Origin of the sequence: Vibrio scophthalmi, assembly GCF_040869025.1 — a bacterium.
In the GTDB taxonomy this organism is placed as follows: Bacteria; Pseudomonadota; Gammaproteobacteria; order Enterobacterales; family Vibrionaceae; genus Vibrio; species Vibrio scophthalmi.
Window position 1 is genome coordinate 2614809 of the sequence record NZ_CP134271.1, and the last position, 19959, is coordinate 2634767.

At 45.9% G+C, this 19959-nt stretch carries 18 protein-coding genes; 9 read left to right on the forward strand and 9 right to left on the reverse strand.

Annotation, left to right across the window (positions count from 1 at the left end; translation table 11 throughout):
* Window positions 1–18: 18 nt before the first annotated feature.
* From RJD38_RS12050 to agaR (RJD38_RS12060), 3 genes are read right to left on the reverse strand one after another with little or no spacing between them, the layout of a single operon-like run.
* Window positions 19–1176, reverse strand: coding sequence for an SIS domain-containing protein (locus RJD38_RS12050; RefSeq protein WP_065545477.1), 1158 nt, complete (start codon window positions 1174–1176; stop codon window positions 19–21).
* On the reverse strand, window positions 1176–2483 hold the full coding sequence (locus tag RJD38_RS12055) for a D-tagatose-bisphosphate aldolase, class II, non-catalytic subunit (protein ID WP_065545476.1): 1308 nt from the start codon (window positions 2481–2483) through the stop codon (window positions 1176–1178). Before RJD38_RS12055 ends, RJD38_RS12050 begins: the two co-directional genes overlap by 1 nt.
* An 8-nt stretch (window positions 2484–2491) precedes the next feature.
* Window positions 2492–3268 (reverse strand): transcriptional repressor AgaR, encoded by a 777-nt coding sequence (gene agaR, locus RJD38_RS12060; protein WP_065545475.1) that lies wholly within the window; start codon window positions 3266–3268, stop codon window positions 2492–2494.
* A gap of 797 nt (window positions 3269–4065) precedes the next feature.
* Between agaR (RJD38_RS12060) and RJD38_RS12065 the strand changes: the two genes are divergently transcribed.
* Both RJD38_RS12065 and RJD38_RS12070 read left to right on the forward strand, forming a co-directional pair.
* On the forward strand, window positions 4066–4278 hold the full coding sequence (locus RJD38_RS12065) for a cold-shock protein (RefSeq protein ID WP_005596011.1): 213 nt from the start codon (window positions 4066–4068) through the stop codon (window positions 4276–4278).
* Between the two features lie 512 nt (window positions 4279–4790).
* Entirely contained in the window at window positions 4791–5000 is a 210-nt protein-coding gene (locus tag RJD38_RS12070) for a hypothetical protein (protein ID WP_009387200.1), read from the forward strand.
* 56 nt (window positions 5001–5056) lie between these two features.
* Here RJD38_RS12070 and agaR (RJD38_RS12075) read toward each other — a convergent pair whose 3' ends face one another.
* Both agaR (RJD38_RS12075) and rrtA read right to left on the reverse strand, forming a co-directional pair.
* Complete coding sequence (gene agaR / locus RJD38_RS12075; RefSeq protein ID WP_005596016.1) at window positions 5057–5830, reverse strand: transcriptional repressor AgaR; 774 nt, start codon at window positions 5828–5830, stop codon at window positions 5057–5059.
* Window positions 5831–5929: 99 nt separating this feature from the next.
* On the reverse strand, window positions 5930–6457 hold the full coding sequence (gene rrtA, locus RJD38_RS12080) for a rhombosortase (RefSeq protein WP_190275921.1): 528 nt from the start codon (window positions 6455–6457) through the stop codon (window positions 5930–5932).
* Between the two features lie 24 nt (window positions 6458–6481).
* On the opposite strand from rrtA, the gene RJD38_RS12085 reads away from it, so the two are divergent.
* A complete protein-coding gene (locus RJD38_RS12085) occupies window positions 6482–7087 on the forward strand; it encodes a tRNA-uridine aminocarboxypropyltransferase (protein WP_009387198.1) in 606 nt (201 codons plus the stop codon).
* A gap of 65 nt (window positions 7088–7152) precedes the next feature.
* Here the strand turns inward: RJD38_RS12085 and RJD38_RS12090 are convergent, their stop codons facing one another.
* From RJD38_RS12090 to RJD38_RS12100, 3 genes are all read right to left on the reverse strand, one after another.
* On the reverse strand, window positions 7153–8469 hold the full coding sequence (locus RJD38_RS12090; protein ID WP_065545474.1) for an anti-phage deoxyguanosine triphosphatase: 1317 nt from the start codon (window positions 8467–8469) through the stop codon (window positions 7153–7155).
* 42 nt (window positions 8470–8511) lie between these two features.
* Window positions 8512–9096: a 5'-deoxynucleotidase gene (gene yfbR, locus RJD38_RS12095; RefSeq protein ID WP_005596022.1), complete on the reverse strand. Its 585-nt coding sequence runs from the start codon at window positions 9094–9096 to the stop codon at window positions 8512–8514.
* Between the two features lie 92 nt (window positions 9097–9188).
* Window positions 9189–10403, reverse strand: coding sequence for a pyridoxal phosphate-dependent aminotransferase (locus RJD38_RS12100; RefSeq protein WP_005596023.1), 1215 nt, complete (start codon window positions 10401–10403; stop codon window positions 9189–9191).
* 471 nt (window positions 10404–10874) lie between these two features.
* Between RJD38_RS12100 and RJD38_RS12105 the strand changes: the two genes are divergently transcribed.
* The 6 genes from RJD38_RS12105 (at window position 10875) to menE (ending at window position 18156) form a co-directional block, all read left to right on the forward strand.
* Entirely contained in the window at window positions 10875–12182 is a 1308-nt protein-coding gene (locus RJD38_RS12105) for an isochorismate synthase (RefSeq protein ID WP_065545473.1), read from the forward strand.
* Window positions 12179–13918 (forward strand): 2-succinyl-5-enolpyruvyl-6-hydroxy-3-cyclohexene-1-carboxylic-acid synthase, encoded by a 1740-nt coding sequence (menD, locus tag RJD38_RS12110; RefSeq protein WP_065545472.1) that lies wholly within the window; start codon window positions 12179–12181, stop codon window positions 13916–13918. The genes RJD38_RS12105 and menD overlap by 4 nt, the downstream gene beginning before the upstream one ends.
* Entirely contained in the window at window positions 13905–14696 is a 792-nt protein-coding gene (gene menH, locus RJD38_RS12115; protein ID WP_065545471.1) for a 2-succinyl-6-hydroxy-2,4-cyclohexadiene-1-carboxylate synthase, read from the forward strand. The genes menD and menH overlap by 14 nt, the downstream gene beginning before the upstream one ends.
* 21 nt (window positions 14697–14717) lie before the next feature.
* A complete protein-coding gene (gene menB / locus RJD38_RS12120) occupies window positions 14718–15584 on the forward strand; it encodes a 1,4-dihydroxy-2-naphthoyl-CoA synthase (RefSeq protein ID WP_005596027.1) in 867 nt (288 codons plus the stop codon).
* Window positions 15585–15757: 173 nt separating this feature from the next.
* Window positions 15758–16747, forward strand: coding sequence for an o-succinylbenzoate synthase (gene menC / locus RJD38_RS12125; protein ID WP_065545470.1), 990 nt, complete (start codon window positions 15758–15760; stop codon window positions 16745–16747).
* Entirely contained in the window at window positions 16747–18156 is a 1410-nt protein-coding gene (gene menE / locus RJD38_RS12130) for an o-succinylbenzoate--CoA ligase (protein ID WP_065545469.1), read from the forward strand. Before menC ends, menE begins: the two co-directional genes overlap by 1 nt.
* 197 nt (window positions 18157–18353) lie before the next feature.
* On the opposite strand, the gene nagE is transcribed toward menE, so the two are convergent.
* Window positions 18354–19802 (reverse strand): N-acetylglucosamine-specific PTS transporter subunit IIBC, encoded by a 1449-nt coding sequence (nagE, locus tag RJD38_RS12135; protein WP_175422486.1) that lies wholly within the window; start codon window positions 19800–19802, stop codon window positions 18354–18356.
* Window positions 19803–19959: the final 157 nt, after the last annotated feature.

The following is a 19959-nucleotide window of genomic DNA, read 5'->3' on the forward strand; positions in this document are numbered from 1 at the left end:
AATTCCTTATAAAATCGGTTATTTATTCAATGGGTAAATCGTGACACCTTGCACAACGCGATTGACTTCACCGGTTGGGCATGGATTGTCAGGGCCGTAACCCAGTTGGAGTGACTTTTCAAACGCCAAAATTTGACAGAACAGTACGTATGGGAAGCAGAGCCATTGATCGCCCAAACCTAATTGGCCAAGCTCAAAGACGTCCTCTTCATTGAGTGCGCTTTCTGAAATCGCGATATGAGCCAGTGCTTGTTTGTCGCGACGGATTTCATTGAACAGATCTAAATCGTACTGGCGGGTGTACTCGTCACTAGAAAATAGTTGGATTACCAGCGCCTTATCATTGATGCTGAATTTAGGTCCGTGACGGAAACCTAGGGAAGAATCAAAGGTAGTCATCACTTTGCCTGCGCTCAATTCCAAAGACTTCAACGAAGCTTCACGAGCAAGGCCAGCAAAGCCGCCACTGCCAAGTACAATTAAACGCTCATAAGGCTGTTTAGCTAACTGTTTGATGGCTTGCGGCCACTGTTGCAGTTTGCTATCACATAAGCGGGCAGTGGCTTCAATTTGATCGCGCCATTGCGTGAGCGTTTGACCGCTAAAGAGGGTGAATGCCGACATCAACATACAGGTGAAGCTTGATGTCATGGCAAAGCTATTATCGTTTGACCCCTCAGGCATCAGCAGGCAGTGGGCGTTATCGGCATTTTCTGCATAACGGGCCAATGCACCTTCGCCATTACAGGTTAAAAAGAGGTGGTGACAATTTGGCACCAGTTGATCGACCAATGCTACGGCAGCTACGCTTTCTGGACTATTGCCAGAACGAGCAAAGGAAACCAATAGGGTTGGTCGATTACTATCTAGATACTGTTCTGGATTTGAGACAATATCCGTGGTTGGAATCGATTCAACTTGGAAACGTAACCCGGCTTGAATAAACGGAACAGCGGCGTCACCGACGAAGGCTGACGTGCCTGCACCGGTTAAAATGATGCGCAATTCTGGTTGAGCGAGCAGTGGATTTAAAAAGGCACTAACGGCATCGTATTGCTGCTCTAAAATATCCGCCAATGCGCGCCATAGACGTGGCTGGTGGCTAATTTCTTTTGCAGTATGAATGCCATTATGTTGTTCTAACCATGGCTGTTCGTAGCCTAGAAATAGGTTCATTACATCGTCTCCTTGCAAACCACTGCATTTGAATAACAGGCTGCGGAATAGACCTCAGTCACTTCCATAATCTTGTGAATTACAATGTCAGCGGGCTGGTTTTCAATTTGTTGTTGAGAAATGGCTTTCGCCTGATTTGGTAAATACTGACTCAGTAGCGTGACCGGTAATGGCTTAGCGGCTAAATGGTCAAATAGGGCTTGTTGTGCAGCTTGAACTTCTGGATGTGTCCAGTAGTAGCGAATGCGATCGCTTAAGCTGTAGCTGCAATCAAGAAATTGTTGATGGCCTTTGCTGGCATAGTGTGAGCGCCAGTAGTTAGGTTGCTCATGCATGACTTGCTCAATGGTGTCACGCAGGTGAGAGGCATGATGCGTCCCTAGCCACTCTTTCTCTGCACGATCAAGACCATATAACGCTTCTCGCAGAGCAAAAGTTAAAGCTGGGCCCACTTTTAAAATCGCAAAATGATCACGTACAAGCTGCGAGTAGGCGCTTGGGTTTTGGTAATCGGTTGAGTGCGCTTCAAAGACAAGGTGAGGCTGGCTGTCAATCATGCGGCTTAGCGATTGTGCTTTTTCACTCTCATAGTGATGCACGTTGTGATGATCAAACTCGACCCCCGGTTGCACCACTAGGCCAATAACGCGAGGCCACACATAGCCAAGGCCTAAATCGCTAAAGGCTTGGTGATGGGCATCTAATGTCGCTAATGCTTGTTCGGGTTTGGTAACCTCAAGCGCTTCTTCTTCGAGAGACTCTAATGCACCGCCAGGTGTAGGAACTTCGGTCCCGACCACATAAAGTGGTGCTTCTCCGCCCGTTTTCTTCCATGCTTGCTCAGCAATCAAACACAGACGAGCGGCACGCTCAGCCATGACTGATTCACTCAATGGGGTTTGATCGTCGGCACATGACATTGAGCAATCAAGGTGAATCTTTTTAAAGCCAGCGCAGACGTAGTCGTGGATCATTTGCTCTGAGTAATCCATCGCTTGTTGTGCAGGAAGATCTTGCCAGCAGTTAGGACCAAGGTGATCGCCACCTAAGACAATCTTCTCTGCTGGGAAACTTAGACGTTCAGCTAAAGCAAAAACATGGTCGGCGAAATCTTGTGGCGTCATGCCTGTATAGCCACCAAACTGATTCACTTGATTTGATGTCGCTTCAATCAGCACCAGTTGTTGGTCTTGTGCTGCTTGTTTAATCGCGGCTTCTAAAACCAGTGGGTGCGCAGAACAGACGGAGTAAATGCCGATCGATTGGCCTTGTTTATGCTGTTCTATTAGATTAAGTAACGATTTCATGATGATTCCTAATTTACGGTTTGGTCGGCGAGAATGACGTCGACACCCATTTCAAGCAGGGCTTGGTGAGTGGCGTGTGGAATATTGCTGTCAGTGACGAGCACATCAATTTGATTGGCGGCGCGGATCATGCAAAAGCTCTTACGGCCAAATTTGCTGGAGTCTGTGACGGCGATAACTTGTCGCGCAACGTCACACATCGCTCGGTTGATTTGTGCTTCGTGATTGTCTGGGGTGGTAATGCCGGTCTGAAGATCGAAGCCATCAACACCTAAAAACAACTTGTCGAACAAATAAGAGCGAATCTGTTGTTCACCGTGATGGCCAATTAAAGAACACGATGCGCGACGTAAGCTGCCGCCAACGACATGTAAGTCGATGGTCTCGATGCTGCTGAGTTGGTACGCGGTATTGAGCGCGTTGGTCATTACCACCAATTGCTTCTTATTGGTTAGGTATTGCGGCATCAAGCCAATGGTGGTTCCGGAGTCGAGGATGATCGCTTCACCATCGCCAACTAAATTCGCCGCAGCCAGTGCGATGGATTGTTTGGCAGTGCGATTGAGTTGGTCTTTACGATAAAGTGGTTGATCGAAGGCAAAGTTGGGGTTGAGATTGGCGCCACCATAACAACGAAAAACGCAGCCTTCTTTTTCCAGTAAGTTAAGGTCATGACGAATGGTCACTGCAGACACATTAAATTGGCTGACAAATTCATCCACTTTGCCAGTTCCGTGGTTACGGATATGCGCCATGATTTTCTGTCTTCGCTCTGCACTGGTCATTGAACCACCTCTTCTTTCGTTGTGTTTCATTTCATAATGGAAACACTTCGATTCCTTTTGATTGGTATTAAAGCAGGGCAGGAAAAATAAAAGTGAAAGCTAGATCACAGCTACTAACCTTTCGGTTTACGGCTCTTTTCTCTTTCGCTTTGCGTAAAGTGAAAGGGATTTCTTTCAATTGAAAGCGTGAGTTGAGCGGCTAGAGGGTTGTGGGTGTTAACTTTATTGATTGGAAAACCGAAAGGGGGTGATAAAAGTGATAAAACGAAAGGGTTTCGAAGTGAAGAGTGCGTGAGATCACAAAAAAATATTTACGCTTTAAATTACGCTAATTTTTTATTGCGAGATGAGCTGAAAATTCATGACTTAGTCTAACTAAAGGCATGTTAGGGTTCTCAGAACGGTATGGTAGTGTGAGCTTATGATGCAGGTTGCATTTGTACTGGGGTGTGTAGGCCCGTAGCCCCAGTCGCTATCGATGATCCTGGCTAGCGCTTGTGAGAAAATGAGCAGCTAAGTATGAATAGTAAATGATAGGGCTGAAGTGCAGCTCAGGGGGCGTATTGGAGTGTAATAAAGGTTAAAAATGCTTTACAAGCTGATTTTCTCATGTATCATGCACGCAGCTCTGTTAGATAGAGTTATTTAAGAAACAATTTAGTAAAGCAAATCTTCAGAATACTTCTTGTGTTGTAAACCTCTGTTATTCCCTTAGCTTCATCGTGCGATTAAATAATTTATCAGACAGTGTCCTCGCGTTTAGCGAAATTACAAACAATTTTAAAAAGGGACATCTCATGTCAAACAAAACTACTGGTATCGTTAAATGGTTTAACGAAGAGAAAGGTTTCGGTTTCATTTCTCAAGACAACGGCGGCGCAGACGTATTTGTTCACTTCCGTGCTATCGCATCTGAAGGTTTCAAAACTCTTTCTGAAGGCCAAAAAGTGTCTTTCGAAGTTGAGCAAGGTCAAAAAGGTCCACAAGCGTCTAACGTGACAGCTCTGTAATCTTTTGATCAGACACAAGTTGACTCGTTCAGCTTGTGTCTATCTTACCTCTAAGTATCTGTAAACCTCCTCACTTTCGTTTCAACTGTTTTAATATGATGCTCGCACTCATTTGTTCACAGCTTATGAGCTCATTCTCTGCATCCCACTTTCTGTATTTAACTCTCTGTATTTAATTCTCTGTATTTGATTTTCGGCATTAAATATTCGCTATTTAACGAATCGTCAAATGAGCTAATCAATCAGTAATCTTGGCCAGATTGTCTTCCATCGTGATTTGTTCAATCAATATCTGCGTTTGTTGAGCCTTCTTTCATCAAGTTCTAACGTCATACTCGCTCTCATTACTTTTCTTTTTAGCATAATTTTTTTGTAATAAAACAATTATACGCTTAAGTGCATATTATAAATCAAAGGAAAAACATTATGTCTCGTTCATCTGGTCGTCATCGCTTTTGGTTCCACAAAGCCAAAGTTAAAACTGCTTCGTTCAACAAATCACAAGGTACGAAATGAGAATAGAATTTACAATTTTTGAAAACAGCAGAAATTGGTCAGCAACGGCTCATCAAATCAACAGTGATATTTTACTAAGAAACGTATTGGTACAAGGTCAAGTCTCTGATTTTGATATTGGTTTTACTTATGATGAGAGGCAGGCTCGTGGAGAAATCATCAATAGACATCAACAAGTTATTGGTGACTTTGAGGTAAGTTTCTAGTTCTCCTCATCTTGTTCCAGTCACTTCATTCAATCGATCTGCGGTATTTATATTTTCTATCCAGCATCGATAATCCTCACATCCACACCCAGCTCTGTTAGCTTGGTGACATAATGCGGTGGAATACCGCTGTCAGTAATCAACATATCCAATTGCTCTGGTCGCGCAATCATGCAAAAACTTTGTCGGTTAAACTTCGAAGAATCGGTGATTGCAATGATGGTTTGAGCCGCTTCAATCATTTTTCGGTTGATATCTGCTTCACCTTGATGGGGCGTGGTAATGCCGCTCTCTATATCAAAGCCATCGACGCCAATAAACAAGGTGTTAAAGCGAAACTCGTTAAGAAGGCTCTCGGCACTCTTGCCATGGAGTGAGTAAGAGTTATCGCGAATCACTCCGCCGGTAAGCATCACGCTGATGTTGGGTTTATTGGCTAAGTGGTAAGCAATGTGGATACCGTTGGTCATTACCGTCACGTCTTGCTTGTGCGCTAAATGATGAGCAATTTGCTCGGTTGTTGAACCTGAATCGAGAATCACTTTGTCGCCATCATGGATCAACGAGGCTGCATACTCACCTAACTTTGCTTTGATATTGCAGTTGAGTTGTTTTTTGTCATTAAGCGGTTGTTCAAAGGCAAATGTATTATTGAGCAATGCACCGCCATAGCAGCGTGTGACACAGCCGGTTTTTTCTAGATAATTAAGGTCGTTACGTATAGTGACTTCAGACAGTTGATAATGCTGCGCAAAGTAATTTACTTCACCTTTCTGATGAGTTTGAATGTGTTGAAGGATCTCTTCACGGCGTTGAGCGGTAGTAGTCATTGAGAGTGTATAACTATATTTATGTATGGCTAATTACGAGATCATGAGCATATCAAGCTTTTGCTTTTAGGCAACAACTAGACGCTGAGTGAGTGCGAGCTAGCGAGCATTTTTATACAGTGGATAGGAGATAAGCGCGAAAACAATACCGCTTATCACACCAAAGAGATGAGCCTCGACGGCGACGCGGGTTCCGATCAGTTCCATACTGGACTGACTCGCCCCCATAGTCAGCTCCCAGCTCACTTTTGCGACCACTCCCACGACTAATAACCAACTGGATGAGCGACCTTGCAACGCTTCACGCAAAGCGTAATAAGCAAAGAGTCCATGCAGTGTACCAGATAGGCCGACATAGCTTTGAACATCACTATATAGCATTCCAATTCCGACGCTAAGACTGATGAAAATGAGTAATGTACTTAATGAACGGACACTGGGTCGAAAGATAAAGCAGATGATCCATAAGCCAGCTAAATTCATCGCCAGATGGTTGAAGTTGGTATGAGTGAAATTTCCTGTTAGGATGCGCAACCATTGTCCCGCCGGGATTAAATCGTATCGCCAGGCGGAGAGTGAAGCCAAAGGCTCAAATTGTAGTCCGAAGCACAATACACTTACGCCCATTACTAGGAAGATTAATTGCACGTCATGTCTCGATATTGTTCTCAATGCGGAAAATCACTCAAAGCGTGTATTTGTCAGTGGATACATAGCCTAGCATCGAATGTTGAGTTAATCATCCTTCAACATCCATCAGAAGCAAAACGCCCAATGGGGACCGCTCGCATTCTGACGCTTTCGCTACCAAGCAGCCACTATTTTGAAGGGGAAAACTTCTCCGATCATGATGAACTGAATCAGTTACTCAATGAGCCTGATGTGCGCCATTTTGTCTTGTACCCAGGTGAAGGTTCGATTGAAGCACAGCCGGAGATGGTTAGTGGTGAAGGTAAGGTGCGAGTGATCCTATTGGATGGCACTTGGAAGAAAGCCTTTAAAATGTGGCAGCTTTCGAGCAACTTGCATTCATTGCCATTGTTGCGGTTACCGATAGAGCTGAAGGGCAACTATCGTATTCGCAAAGCGCCGAGTGACAATGCATTATCAACGGTTGAGGCAGGGTATTATATTCTTTCCATTATGCAGCCGGAGAATGATTTTTCGCCGCTTATCGACGCTTTTGAGCGCATGATTCAATTTCAAATTGATCAAATGCCAGCCGGTGTGTTTGAGAAAAACTACCGCAACGAATGATGTAAGATTGGCTCAAGAATTTAGATGACCGCCATCGCTTTGATAAAGCATGGCGGTTTTGCGTTTTAATGAGAAGAGAAAAGCTGTTGGTGGAAGCGTTTCGCATGGCCATCTGTCATCGATGATATGTAATCAGCAATGATCCGCATCCCTTGCGCTTCACAGTCAATCATCTGCCATGCTTGGCGCGTTTCAATCGGCAATAGACGTTCTGGGTCAGCGCTAAGCGCTTCAAAAATATCCATAATAATCTGCTGCCCTTTGTATTCCATCAATTGGACGTGGGGGGCTTGAATGACATATTGGCTGACGAATGTTTTTAAAATCTCTAGTGCTCTTGCCATGCTTGGCTCAAGTACCGCGTTAAACGCGAGTAGCTGGGAAGTGAAAGGTGCATCAATCGGTTTAACGGAGATGCTGGTCAACAATGCGTTAACGATACCGCCAATGGCATCTTTACGTTTGTGGTGCGGCCCAGCAAAGAGCATTTCGCTGACGGAAGCGATATTTTGTTCAAACCAAGCGTCGCCACATTCTGCTAATTGACTCGCCGCCGCTTCTAACCATTGATGGCGACTCACCATGCCCAGCACGATGGCATCTTCGAGATCATGCACGCCATAGGCGATGTCGTCCGCTAACTCCATGATTGAGCAGTCTAGTGATTTAAAGCGAGTTTTCTTATGCTTTGTGACGGATACATCTTCACTACGCATTTGTGAAAACAGCGCTTTTTCATCGTCTTTGAGTGGCGCAATGACCCAATCGAACAGGGCTTTGTCACAGTCATAAATGCCTTTTGCCGGAGCCCAATCTTTGGCACGTAACTTACGTTGATGACTGACCGCTGGCGCTTGTTGCTGAGCGCAGGTATTACTCAGTAATGCTGGGTATTTTAGTAAACCTAATAATGTGCGACGGGCGAGGTTCATACCAAATTTTTCGGTGTAAGGCTCAAGCTGAGTGACAATGCGAAACGTCTGTGCATTGCCCTCAAAACCACCATGCTCACGCATCATATAGTTGAGTGCTACTTCGCCACCATGACCATAGGGTGGGTGGCCAATATCATGCGCAAGGCAAAGAGAGTCGATGAGACTATCCGTCGGTAATAGGCTGTGAAATTCTGGCTGTTTTTTCTTGATTTGCGCCACAATGCCAGTACCGATCTGAGCCGCCTCTAATGAGTGGGTCAGGCGAGTGCGGTGGAAATCATCGATACTGGTACCGTGGATTTGGGTTTTGGCTTGTAAGCGGCGAAAGGCTGCGGAGTGCAAAATACGAGCGCGATCGCGTTGATAAGGGCTGCGGTGATCATCGCGGCGAAGCTTGTGTTCATCATCATGGCGCTGTTGCCATAACTCACTGATCTCAAATGTCATTCTGCACTCCTTTCTACGCTTTATCCCTTACACTACTGCCAGTTAGCTAATTTCGTCCAGTGATAATTCAAAACTCGGTGCGAAAGTATTGAGAAAGTAATCCATTTCCGGTGTATAGCGCTCTTTCAAGGTGATATCGAGGCGTTTTTTTGCCAGCGCATATTCGTGGTTACCTGCGCTGAGCTCTTCTAAGCATTTCAGGTAAGCACAGATGGTGTCAGCCTGTTTGACGATCACTTCATCTTCTTTGTGGGCACTTTCTGAGATCAGATATGGGGCAAAGTCTTGCTGAAACTCTTCTGGCAACATGGCCAGCAGTTTCTTTTCCGCCGCCGCTTCAATCTTTTTGTACTCTTTAGCGATTTCTGGGCTGTAGTACTTCACCGGGGTGGGCAGATCACCGGTTAATACCTCACTGGTATCGTGATACATCCCCAACAGAGCAATCCGCTCCGGATTTAAGTTACCGCCGAATTTTTTGTTTTTGATCAGTGCCAGAGCATGCGCAACAAAAGCGACTTGCAGGCTGTGTTCTGAAATGTTTTCGCTTGAGACAGAGCGCATCAGAGGCCAGCGCTGGATAAGCTTCATGCGTGCTAGATGGGCAAAAAAATGACTTTCTTTCATAGCTACATCCTTTTCCAATGAGGAGAGTCGTAATAAAAAAGGCACTCATTAGAGTGCCTTTAAGAATATGAAACTTGAGAGCGAAATGCTACTTACTGACTGTAAGTTGAAATGAAGCGCTCAAAACGACCGATAGCCGTTTCCAAATCTTCCACGTGTGGCAAAGTCACAATGCGGAAGTGATCTGGTTTTGGCCAGTTAAAGCCAGTACCTTGTACCAATAGCACTTTTTCTTGAATCAAGAAATCGAGCACCATTTTTTGGTCATTGTGGATTTTGTATTTCTTAGTGTCGATTTTCGGGAACAAGTACATTGCCCCTTTTGGTTTCACACAAGAGATACCTGGGATCTGGTTAATCAACTCCCAAGCGCGGTCACGCTGCTCAAGCAGGCGACCACCCGGTAGAATCAACTCATTAATGCTTTGATAGCCACCCAGCGCCGTTTGAATAGCATGTTGCATTGGCACGTTGGCACACAGACGCATTGAAGAGAGCATCTCTAAACCGGCGATGTAACCTTGAGCAAGATGCTTAGGTCCGGTTAGGAACATCCAACCACCACGGAAACCACAAACGCGGTACGCTTTTGATAGGCCGTTAAACGTCACAACCAAAACATCTTCAGTAAGCGTTGCCACTGAAGTATGCGTTGCGCCATCGTAAAGTACCTTGTCGTAGATCTCATCGGCAAAAATAATCAGTTTGTGCTGGCGAGCGATTTCAATGACTTCTAGTAGGAAATCACGGCTGTAAACTGCGCCCGTTGGGTTGTTCGGGTTGATCAGTACAATACCACGTGTTTTTGGTGTGATTTTGCTCTTGATGTCGTCGAGATCTGGATACCAATCTGCTTCTTCGTCACAGATGTAATGTACCGCTTTGCCACCTGATAGCGCGACAGATGCTGTCCACAATGGATAGTCAGGTGCAGGTACGAGCATTTCATCGCCATTGTTTAATAGCGCTTGCATTGACATAACGATGAGTTCAGAGGCGCCGTTGCCGATGTAAACATCTTCAACGTCGAGTGAGCGAATGCCTTTTTTCTGATAATGCTGTACGACGGCTTTACGCGCAGAGTAGATGCCTTTTGAGTCGCAGTAACCTTGCGATGTTGGCAAGTTACGGATTACATCGACTAAAATTTCATCAGGGGCGTCAAAACCAAATGGGGCAGGGTTACCAATGTTGAGTTTTAGTATTTTATGCCCCTCTTCCTCCATGCGCTTAGCATGTTTGAGTACTGGTCCGCGAATGTCATAGCAGACATTGTCGAGTTTTGACGACATCCCGATATTTTGCATTGTGTAAAACCTAAAAATAATTGAATTTCTTTATTAAAGTACACCAAAATAACGTTTGGTAGAATAAAAATCTATGATTGTGGCTTTTTTTCCACTTTACACTTCAGATGCCAATCACAGGATTACGTAAAAGATGGGCCACAACCTTGATTTGGCTGCGCGCTAGAAATACATTAGCCCGCGCATTGTATGTTCACCGGTTGAATCGATTTGTGAGCTTGCAATAAGATTTGTCGCTATCCGTCGGTTTTTTATACAGACAGCACACGTATACGTTGAATCCTCTGCATATCACAGTAATAAAAGCGTAGAATAAAGTGATAGATGCAAATCTTCGGATTGGATGAAAGTGTTTTGTTGTGCTTGTTTTCGTTACAATAGTTTGGCGTTAACTCTTAGCGACATCAAAGCACGTTATTTTCAACGCAGCGCAAGCGTAAGACCTATTGGTTCTAGTTATACGAGGTTTATTTGTCATATTTTCAGCAAGCCATTACCGAACTGATTGAACGTGTAAAGGATGCAACGGACGAGGTGACTCGTTTGGTTCAAGTTCTGCCGACAAAGCCTGACTTTGCTTTCATCGATTGGTTGCAAGCTCAGCCTATTTTCCCCAAGTTTTATTGGCAATCTCGCGATACGCGTGAAGAAGTGGTTGCGCTTGGTCAATTGAGTACGTTTAACGATCCTGCTCCTGCATACGCTTTTCTAAAAGGTGAACAACGGATCTGGGGTGGGCGCTCATTCGACGGCCAAAGTGCTAAAAACCCGCGCTGCCCAGCGTCTTTTTTCTTTTTGCCTAAAGTCGAGCTCTGCCGTCAAGATCAGCAGTGGGTGATTGCCGCCAATATTAGTGGCTGTAAACAACAAACGATTGATAGTTTACTGCAATTAAGAACGGTGATTCCTAAGTTATTACCTGTTTCTGCGCACATTCAGCATATTGAGCACACCCCGACTCAACCTCAATGGGAGAGTTTGGTTGAAAAGGTGCTCACTGGCATTGCTGATAATCAATTTAAGAAAGTGGTATTAGCTCGCGAAACGACGCTTGAGCTTGATTCCGCTATTTGCGCAGCTCAGCTACTAAAGGCAAGCGCAGAGCATAACCAACACAGTTTTCACTTTATGCTGGCTCAAAATGAACGCCATAGTTTTATTGGTTCAACGCCTGAGCGTCTGTATTCTCGTCAAGGTAAAGATCTTTATACTGAAGCACTTGCCGGAACGATTGGCCGTGGTAACAATGCCAGCCAAGATATGGAGTTGGCGAACTGGTTAACGCAAGACAGCAAAAACCTGAATGAAAACCAATATGTGGTGGATGATATTATCGATCGCCTCAAGCCTTATTCTGATTTAGTTGAAGTGGAATCGGAAGCGCGTTTAGTTCGCTTACGTAAAGTGCAGCATTTAAAACGCAGTATTCACGCGCATTTGAATCAGGGTGTTAATGGCGTTCAGCTATTGTCTGCTCTACAACCAACCGCCGCGGTTGCGGGCTTGCCACGCAAAGAGTCGATGGATTTTATTCAGCAACACGAGCCTTTTGCACGTAGCTGGTACGCCGGTTCTATGGGCTTTATTAGCCAACAACGTGCGGAATTTTGTGTGGCGATACGCAGTGCTCAGATCGTTGATGAAGTGATTCAACTTTATGCTGGCGCGGGGATCGTTCCCGGTTCTATTGCAGAGCATGAATGGCAGGAGTTGGACAAGAAAATGTCGACTCTGCTGTCACTGATTTCCGACCATCCTCCTTTAGGTGTTGCGTCATGAACAGTATTGCCAATCGTGACCAAGCGGTGATGAACCGTATTTGGTGTCAGGTGTTATTGGAAGAATTGACCCGTTTTGAGGTTGAACACATCTGTGTCGCACCAGGTTCTCGTTCTACGCCGCTAACGCTTGAAGCCGATGAAAACCCGAATTTAACCCTGCACACACATTATGATGAACGTGGGCTTGGTTTTTTGGCTTTAGGTCTTGCCAAAGCGAGCCATAAGCCCGTTGCTATTGTTGTAACATCCGGCACCGCGGTGGCTAATTTATTGCCTGCGATAGCTGAAGCAAAACTGACGGATGAAAAGCTGGTGGTGCTCACTGCAGACCGCCCGGTAGAGCTTGTCGCTTGTGGTGCCAATCAAGCGATCGTGCAACAAGGTATTTTTTCTAGCCATGTGACTGCGGCTCTCAACCTTCCTAGTCCAAATGAGCAAGTCTCGCTGCGTTGGTTGTTAACCTCGATTGATGATGTCATGTATCGTCAAGATCGTGATGGTAGTGCAGTGCATATTAATTGTGCTTTCCCTGAGCCGCTTTATTCCAAGCAACCAAAGTCGATCTATCAGAGTTATCTCGATGATGTTGCCTTATGGCAGCAAAGCAATCAACGCTATAGCCAACAGTTATCTGGTGCTGGAGCACACTTTGATTGTCAAACATGGCGTGGGCGCAAAGGCTTGATCGTGGTTGGCAGTGTATCGCAAGCGGAAGCGAAATTAGCGCACACCCTCGCCCAGCGTTTAGGTTGGCCTATTTTATGCGATGTCCAATCGGGTACGAGCAGTGCGTGGGCGCATTTTGATATTTGGTTGCAAAGCGAAGCAGGCCAAAAGGCGCTGAGTGAAGCTGAATTGGTTTTACAAGTTGGTTCGCGCGTTATATCTAAGCGTTTGAATCACTGGCTATCGCAAACTCAATTGGGTACTGATGCCTTAACTACAGCGCCATTTGAGTATCACTATCTCAGCCCAAGTATTGATCGTAATAACCAAGATCATTTGATGCAGATTCATCATCATGCTGATACCTCCACTTGGTTAACGCATGCTATTAAACAGTTTGAATCGGATGAACCGCTTTGTGATTGGGCCAATGAGCTGAGCCAGTTTAGCGGTGCCGTGAATCGTGCCGCTAAGTGGCATGTTGAAGCATCGGTGGAACTGAACGAAGTTGCGTTAGCGACCACGTTAAACCAACTGCCTTCTGTGGTGAATATCTTCTTAGGCAACAGCTTATTTGTGCGTTTAGTTGATATGTTTGGCGAAGTGGCTCATGAAGTCTACTCTAACCGTGGAGCATCGGGCATTGATGGCCTAGTAGCGACGGCCGCAGGGACGGCGAGAGCCACCAATCAGCCAACCGTGCTCTATATTGGTGATACATCGTTGTTGTATGATCTCAATTCATTGGCGCTGTTTACCCATCAACAAACTCCATGTGTGATTGTGGTGACTAATAACGATGGCGGCGCTATTTTTGGTTTGCTACCGGTTCCTGAACAGCAAAAGCAGCAACTTTATCAAATGCCTCATGGTTATGATTTTTCTGCCGCAGCCGCTCAATTTAAACTGGCTTACTATCAAGCTGACCAACAGGAAGCCTACCAAGCTAAGCTAGAGCAGCATCTGACGTCAGGGCAAGGCTGTTTACTTATTGAAGTGACAACGCCACCAGAGCAAGCTTCAGCGCACATCAAAGAGGTTGTTAACCGCTTCCATGCTAGCTTATAGCCACCGAGAGTCAGACTCAGCGAATGCAGAAATGCCAGTATTGGTATTTCTGCATGGCTTGCTGGGCAGCGGTGAAGATTGGCAAGCGTGTATTGAAGCTCTGAGTGACTACTCGACGGTGACGCTTGATTTACCCGGCCATGGACGCAGTATCGCCATCAGCACCGATGGTTTTGATGATACCTGCCAACAAATTACCCTTACGCTTCAATCTATTCTTCCTCCCCAACAAAAATTGATATTGGTCGGCTACTCTTTAGGTGGTCGAATTGCGATGCATGGCATTGCCAACCATCGCTTTGATCGACTAAACCTTAGTATGGCCTTCATTGAAGGTGGCAATTTTGGCCTTGCCAGTGAATCTGCCCGAAAAGCGCGTTGGCAACATGATCAGGGCTGGGCGATAAGGTTCAAAAGCGAGCCAATTGAGCAGGTATTGAACGATTGGTATCAGCAAGCGGTATTTTCTTCATTAAATCATGAGCAAAGACAAACTCTGATCGCTAAGCGCAGTGCTAATCTTGGCTCTGCAATCAGTCAGATGTTACTTGCCACTTCATTGGCGAAGCAACAAGCGCTACTTGAGCCGCTCGCTCGTAGCGCAGTACTTATTCACTATATTTGCGGCGAGAAAGACAGCAAGTTCAGCCAGTTGGCCGAGCAAAGTGGCTTGTCTTTCAGTCAAGTAGCGCAAGCGGGGCACAACGTACATCACGAACAGCCGCACGCTTTTGCTAGTGTAATAAAAAATCTAATCCAAACTCACGAGAGTGAGTGATAAATAAAAGTAGGAATCACCATGGCTAAAACAGTAGGTATTTCAGAAGAAGAACTATACGCACCGGTAAACTGGAATGACTGCAGCGGTGAATATGAAGATATTCAATACCATAAATCAGAAGATGGCATCGCGAAGATCACCATTGCTCGTCCACAAGTTCACAATGCGTTTCGTCCTAATACTGTAAAAGAGATGATCAATGCACTCGCAGACGCGCGTTACGACGAAAGTGTTGGTGTGATTATTTTGACTGGTCTTGGTGAAAAAGCTTTCTGTTCTGGCGGTGACCAAAAAATCCGTGGCGATTACGGCGGTTACCGAGATGACAGCGGTACACATCACCTAAACGTATTGGACTTCCAACGTCAAATTCGTACTTGTCCAAAACCAGTGATCGCAGCGGTTGCGGGTTGGGCAGTCGGTGGCGGTCATGTTCTCCATATGATGTGTGATTTAACCATCGCTGCGGAAAACGCACAATTTGGTCAAACAGGTCCTAAAGTGGGCTCATTTGATGGTGGTTGGGGCGCATCTTATATGGCTCGCATCGTCGGCCAGAAGAAAGCCCGCGAAATCTGGTTCCTATGTCGTTTCTACGATGCACAAGAAGCATTGGATATGGGCTTAGTGAACACGGTAGTACCGGTTGAAGATCTTGAGAAAGAAGCGGTTCGTTGGTCTCGTGAAACTCTACAACACAGCCCAATGGCTCTGCGTTGCTTGAAAGCTGCATTAAACGCAGACTGTGATGGTCAAGCGGGCCTACAAGAGCTTGCGGGTAACGCAACGATGATGTTCTACATGACTGAAGAAGGTCAGGAAGGTCGCAATGCGTTCAACGAGAAGCGCCGTCCAGACTTCAACAAGTTTCCGCGCAACCCATAATCTAGTGTTGTCTTGGCTGTCATTGTTGCGATAGCGGCGTCACAAGTGCGCATTTATATTGATAAGTTGCGCGCTTGTTCCTCGTTCTTCCAACAATGGCCTACAAGCCAACTCTACATTCAACGTGGTTACAATCGGCTAGTTATAAAAATAATAAACAAGGGAATATGGGTATGAGATCAGCCAAACTGTATCGCTACGCTTTGCCAATGGACAGTGGGGTGATTTTGCGTGAACGTCGACTGACTGAGCGTGAAGGTTTTGTTATCGAACTTGCTGAAGATGGACGTATCGGTCGTGGTGAAGTGGCACCTCTACCGGGCTTTAGCTGTGAAACGATGGAAGAGGTTTACACTCAACTTATCGAGCAGTTAAATGGTTGGAAAAATGGTGAGCCTGCGCTTGATGAAAGCGAACTGTACCCTTCAGTGGCATTTGGTCTCTCTATGGCACAACTAGAGCTAGAGGGTGGTTTACCGAGCGAAGGTATGTATCGTTCCGCGCCATTGTGCAGCGGCGATCCTGATGAGCTATTGCCAAAACTAAACGCAATGGAAGGTAAAAAGGTCGCTAAGATCAAAGTGGGTCTTTACGAACCGATTCGTGATGGCATGCTGGTGAACCTCTTCTTAGAATCCATCCCAGATTTGAATCTACGTCTAGATGCCAATCGTGCATGGACCAAAGAGAAGGCACTCAAGTTTGCTAGCTACGTGACACCTTCTTATCGTCAACGCATTGAATTTATCGAAGAACCGTGCCAAGTTCCGGGTGACAGTTTCTCTTTTGCTATCGATACGGGAATTGCTTTAGCATGGGACGAGACGCTGCAACATGCAGTACGTAAACCTGAGTTTAAGCTGACGGATTTTACCGGTGTGAAAACCATCGTGATAAAGCCAACCTTAATTGGTTCTGTACAAACTTGTATTGGGCTAATTGCGGCGGCGAAACTCCTAGGCATCAAAACGGTGATCAGCTCAAGTATTGAAACGAGTTTAGGTTTAACTCAGTTAGCGCGCTTTGCCAAGTGGCAGTTACCTGACGAAGTACCCGGTTTAGATACTATCGGCTTATACGCTGAACAGTTGGAAGTGCCTTGGCCTGATAGCCCACTACCACTGAAAAAGCTATCCGAACAGGCTTTGATTTGGCAGGCATAATGCACGATTCACCTTTAAAATACTGGGCTCTTATGAGCCCAGATTGTTTAGCGCTGATGACTCCCCAGCGTTGTTATACTTGGTCTGAATTAGAACAAGTGGTCTCCCTTTATGTTAAAGCGTTAGTTGATCAACAAGTCACCCAAGGCAGTGTCGTTACTTGCGTGGGGAAAAACAGCCCAGAGATGCTGCTGATCTATCTAGCTTGCGCTGAGCTTGGAGCGATTTGTGCGCTCACCATGCCACAACCTCAGTTGGCTCTTGATGGCAAGTTGGGTACGCTCTATTCGTCGAGCCAATCAGCCAAAGTTTGGCGGCATGACGCCAGTGATGGGATCGATGACTCGTTACTGAAGGCGACTCAAATCGCAGTCCCTCAAATAGAAACGGTGCAATCATGTTCTCAAGCAGAGATAACCTGTCGCTACCATACTGACTCACTTGCCTCGATCATCTTTACCTCCGGCTCAATGGGTAAACCCAAAGCTGTAGTCCACACTCATGCTCAGCATTTCGCCTCCGCTAAAGGATTGCTGCTAAAGTTCCACTTTAAGCCTTCAGACTGCTGGTTACTCAGCCTACCTATGTATCACGTTTCTGGTTTGGCCATTGTCTATCGTTGGTTGGCTGCGGGGGCACAATTAAAAGTAGGTGGTGGTGACCTGTTGCAAGATATTCAAGGTGTGACGCACGCCTCTCTCGTTGCTACTCAATTAGATCGATTACTGAATTCAGCCACGTCGCTTGATTTAAGCCATGTATTGTTAGGTGGTAGCCATGTGCCATTGACGTTAAGTCAGCAAGCGGCTGAGCAAGGGATTGAAACTTGGCTCGGTTACGGCATGACGGAAGCGGCCTCCACCGTGACCGCAAAGCAAATTGATGCGACCTACAGTGCTGGAACGGTATTGCCTAATCGTCGTTTAGAATTAAGAGACGGGCGAATTTACATTGGTGGTGAAACGCTGGCCAGTGGTTACTTTGAACAAGGTGTTGTAACCCCAATAGTGGATGCACAGGGCTGGTTTGACAGCAAAGATCTCGGCGAGCAACTTGTTAATGGCGAACTGGTGATCAAAGGACGGGCAGACAATCAATTCATCTCTGGTGGAGAGAACGTTCACTGCGAGGAAATTGAAGCGGTACTTAATCAGATGGAGGCGATCACGCAGTCAATTGTCGTGCCTGTTGCCGATGAAGAATTTGGTCAACGGCCAGTCGCCGTATTGCAAACTGATGGGCTTCCAGAGCAAAAGCGCATTGAACAGCACCTTGAGCAAAAGCTAGTGAAATTTAAATGGCCAGTCGCGTACTTTCTGCTGCCCGAGTCTCTATTAGGTAGTGGGATTAAAGTTTCGCGTAAGCAAGTTAAAGATTGGCTTGCCACTCAGCTAAAAGGCAGTCGCTAATTTCAATCTCTGTGGTTAATCGGCAACGCTTGCTAAATAACCCCATATGCAACGGCTGATCATATAACCTTTCTTCTTGCTATATGCCCCGGAAAAATGTTGAGACAAACATAGCGACGAAAAAAAGTGCAGATGCGGTGACTAATCGCTCTGCACTTAGGGGGGGCGTGATGATGGTGAGTCATCACTTGTTTTCTTTAGCTGGCGAGCACCTTCTTCATTTGCTCAGCCACTTTATCCACCTTGCCTAGACCAACGATAACCTGCAAACCGCCTTTGCCAATCGGCACCACACCCATAGCGCCTAGTTGGGTTAGTTTCGCGCTGTCTGCTTTGGCTGAATCTTTAACGCTCAAGCGTAAACGGGTTATACAGTTATCGACTTCAAGAATATTGTCTGCGCCGCCAACAGCTTCGATATAGTCATAAGCCAGGCCATTGAGTGCTTCAGGTGTCGCGTCTTTTTTCTCCGCTTCCATCTCTTCACCACGCCCTGGCGTTTTGAGGTTGAACTTGATAATTGCGAAGCGGAAGACCGCATAGTAAAGCGCAAAGAAGACAATGCCTTGTGCAATCAACATGTACCATTTCACCGCCAATGGGTTTTGGCTTGATAGGACTAAGTCAACAAATCCTGCCGAGAAGCCAAAGCCTGCCATCCATTCCATGCTCGCTGCGATGTAAAGAGAAAGGCCTGTTAGTACTGCGTGCAATAGGAACAGCAGTGGTGCTAAGAACATGAAGCTGAACTCAAGTGGCTCAGTGATGCCAGTGAAGAATGAAGCCATCGCGGCTGCCAACATAATAGCAAATACTTGATTCTTGTTTTTCGCATCTGAGCAGTGGTACATCGCCAATGCCGCACCCGGTAAACCAAACATCATGATTGGGAAGAAACCGGCTTGGTACATGCCTGTTTTACCCGGAATACCGGTACCGTTGGCAATAGACTGTGCGCCACCAAGGAAATTAGGAATATCATTGATACCCACCACATCAAACCAGAACACAGGGTATAGAGCATGGTGCATACCAACGGCTAAAAATAGGCGGTTAAAGAAACCAAATAGACCCGCGCCAATGGCGCCCATACTTTCCAGTTTGATGCCGAGTAGGATCAGAGCATCGTATACTGCAGGCCAAACGTAAAGCAGCGCAAACGATAAGAACATGCCAGCAATCGAGGTAAGAATTGGCACTAAGCGCTTACCACTAAAGAACGCCAACGCTTGTGGTAGTTCAACAGTTGAGTAGCGGTTGTAAATTTCAGCCGAGATAATACCGACGATAATGCCGATAAATTGGTTACTGATCTTACCAAAAGCGGCTGGCACCTCACTTAACTCCACGTTAATCAACTGCGCTACCGAACCGGGCGCAAGTAGCGTGGTGACAACGAGAAACATCACAAAGCCTGACAACGCCGCAGAACCATTTTTATCGCGGCTCAAACCAAAAGCGACCCCGACGGCAAACAAGACCGCCATGTTATCGATGATGGCGCTGCCTGATTTGATCAAAAATGCCGCGAGAATGCTCTCTGAACCCCAACCGACGGGATCGAGCCAGTAGCCAACCCCCATAAGGATCGCAGCGGCAGGTAAGGTTGCCACTGGAACCATCAGTGCTTTACCGACTTTTTGCATATATCCGAGTATATTCATGTATGCCCCTAGTAATTTAGAAAGTGTTTAATAAATCAAAATTTTTAATCTAATGGCCAAATCGAACTGTAAGTCATTAATTGATCTGGCTAACAATTTAAGCAACTGGGTATATTTAAAACTTATTTGTTACTGCAAA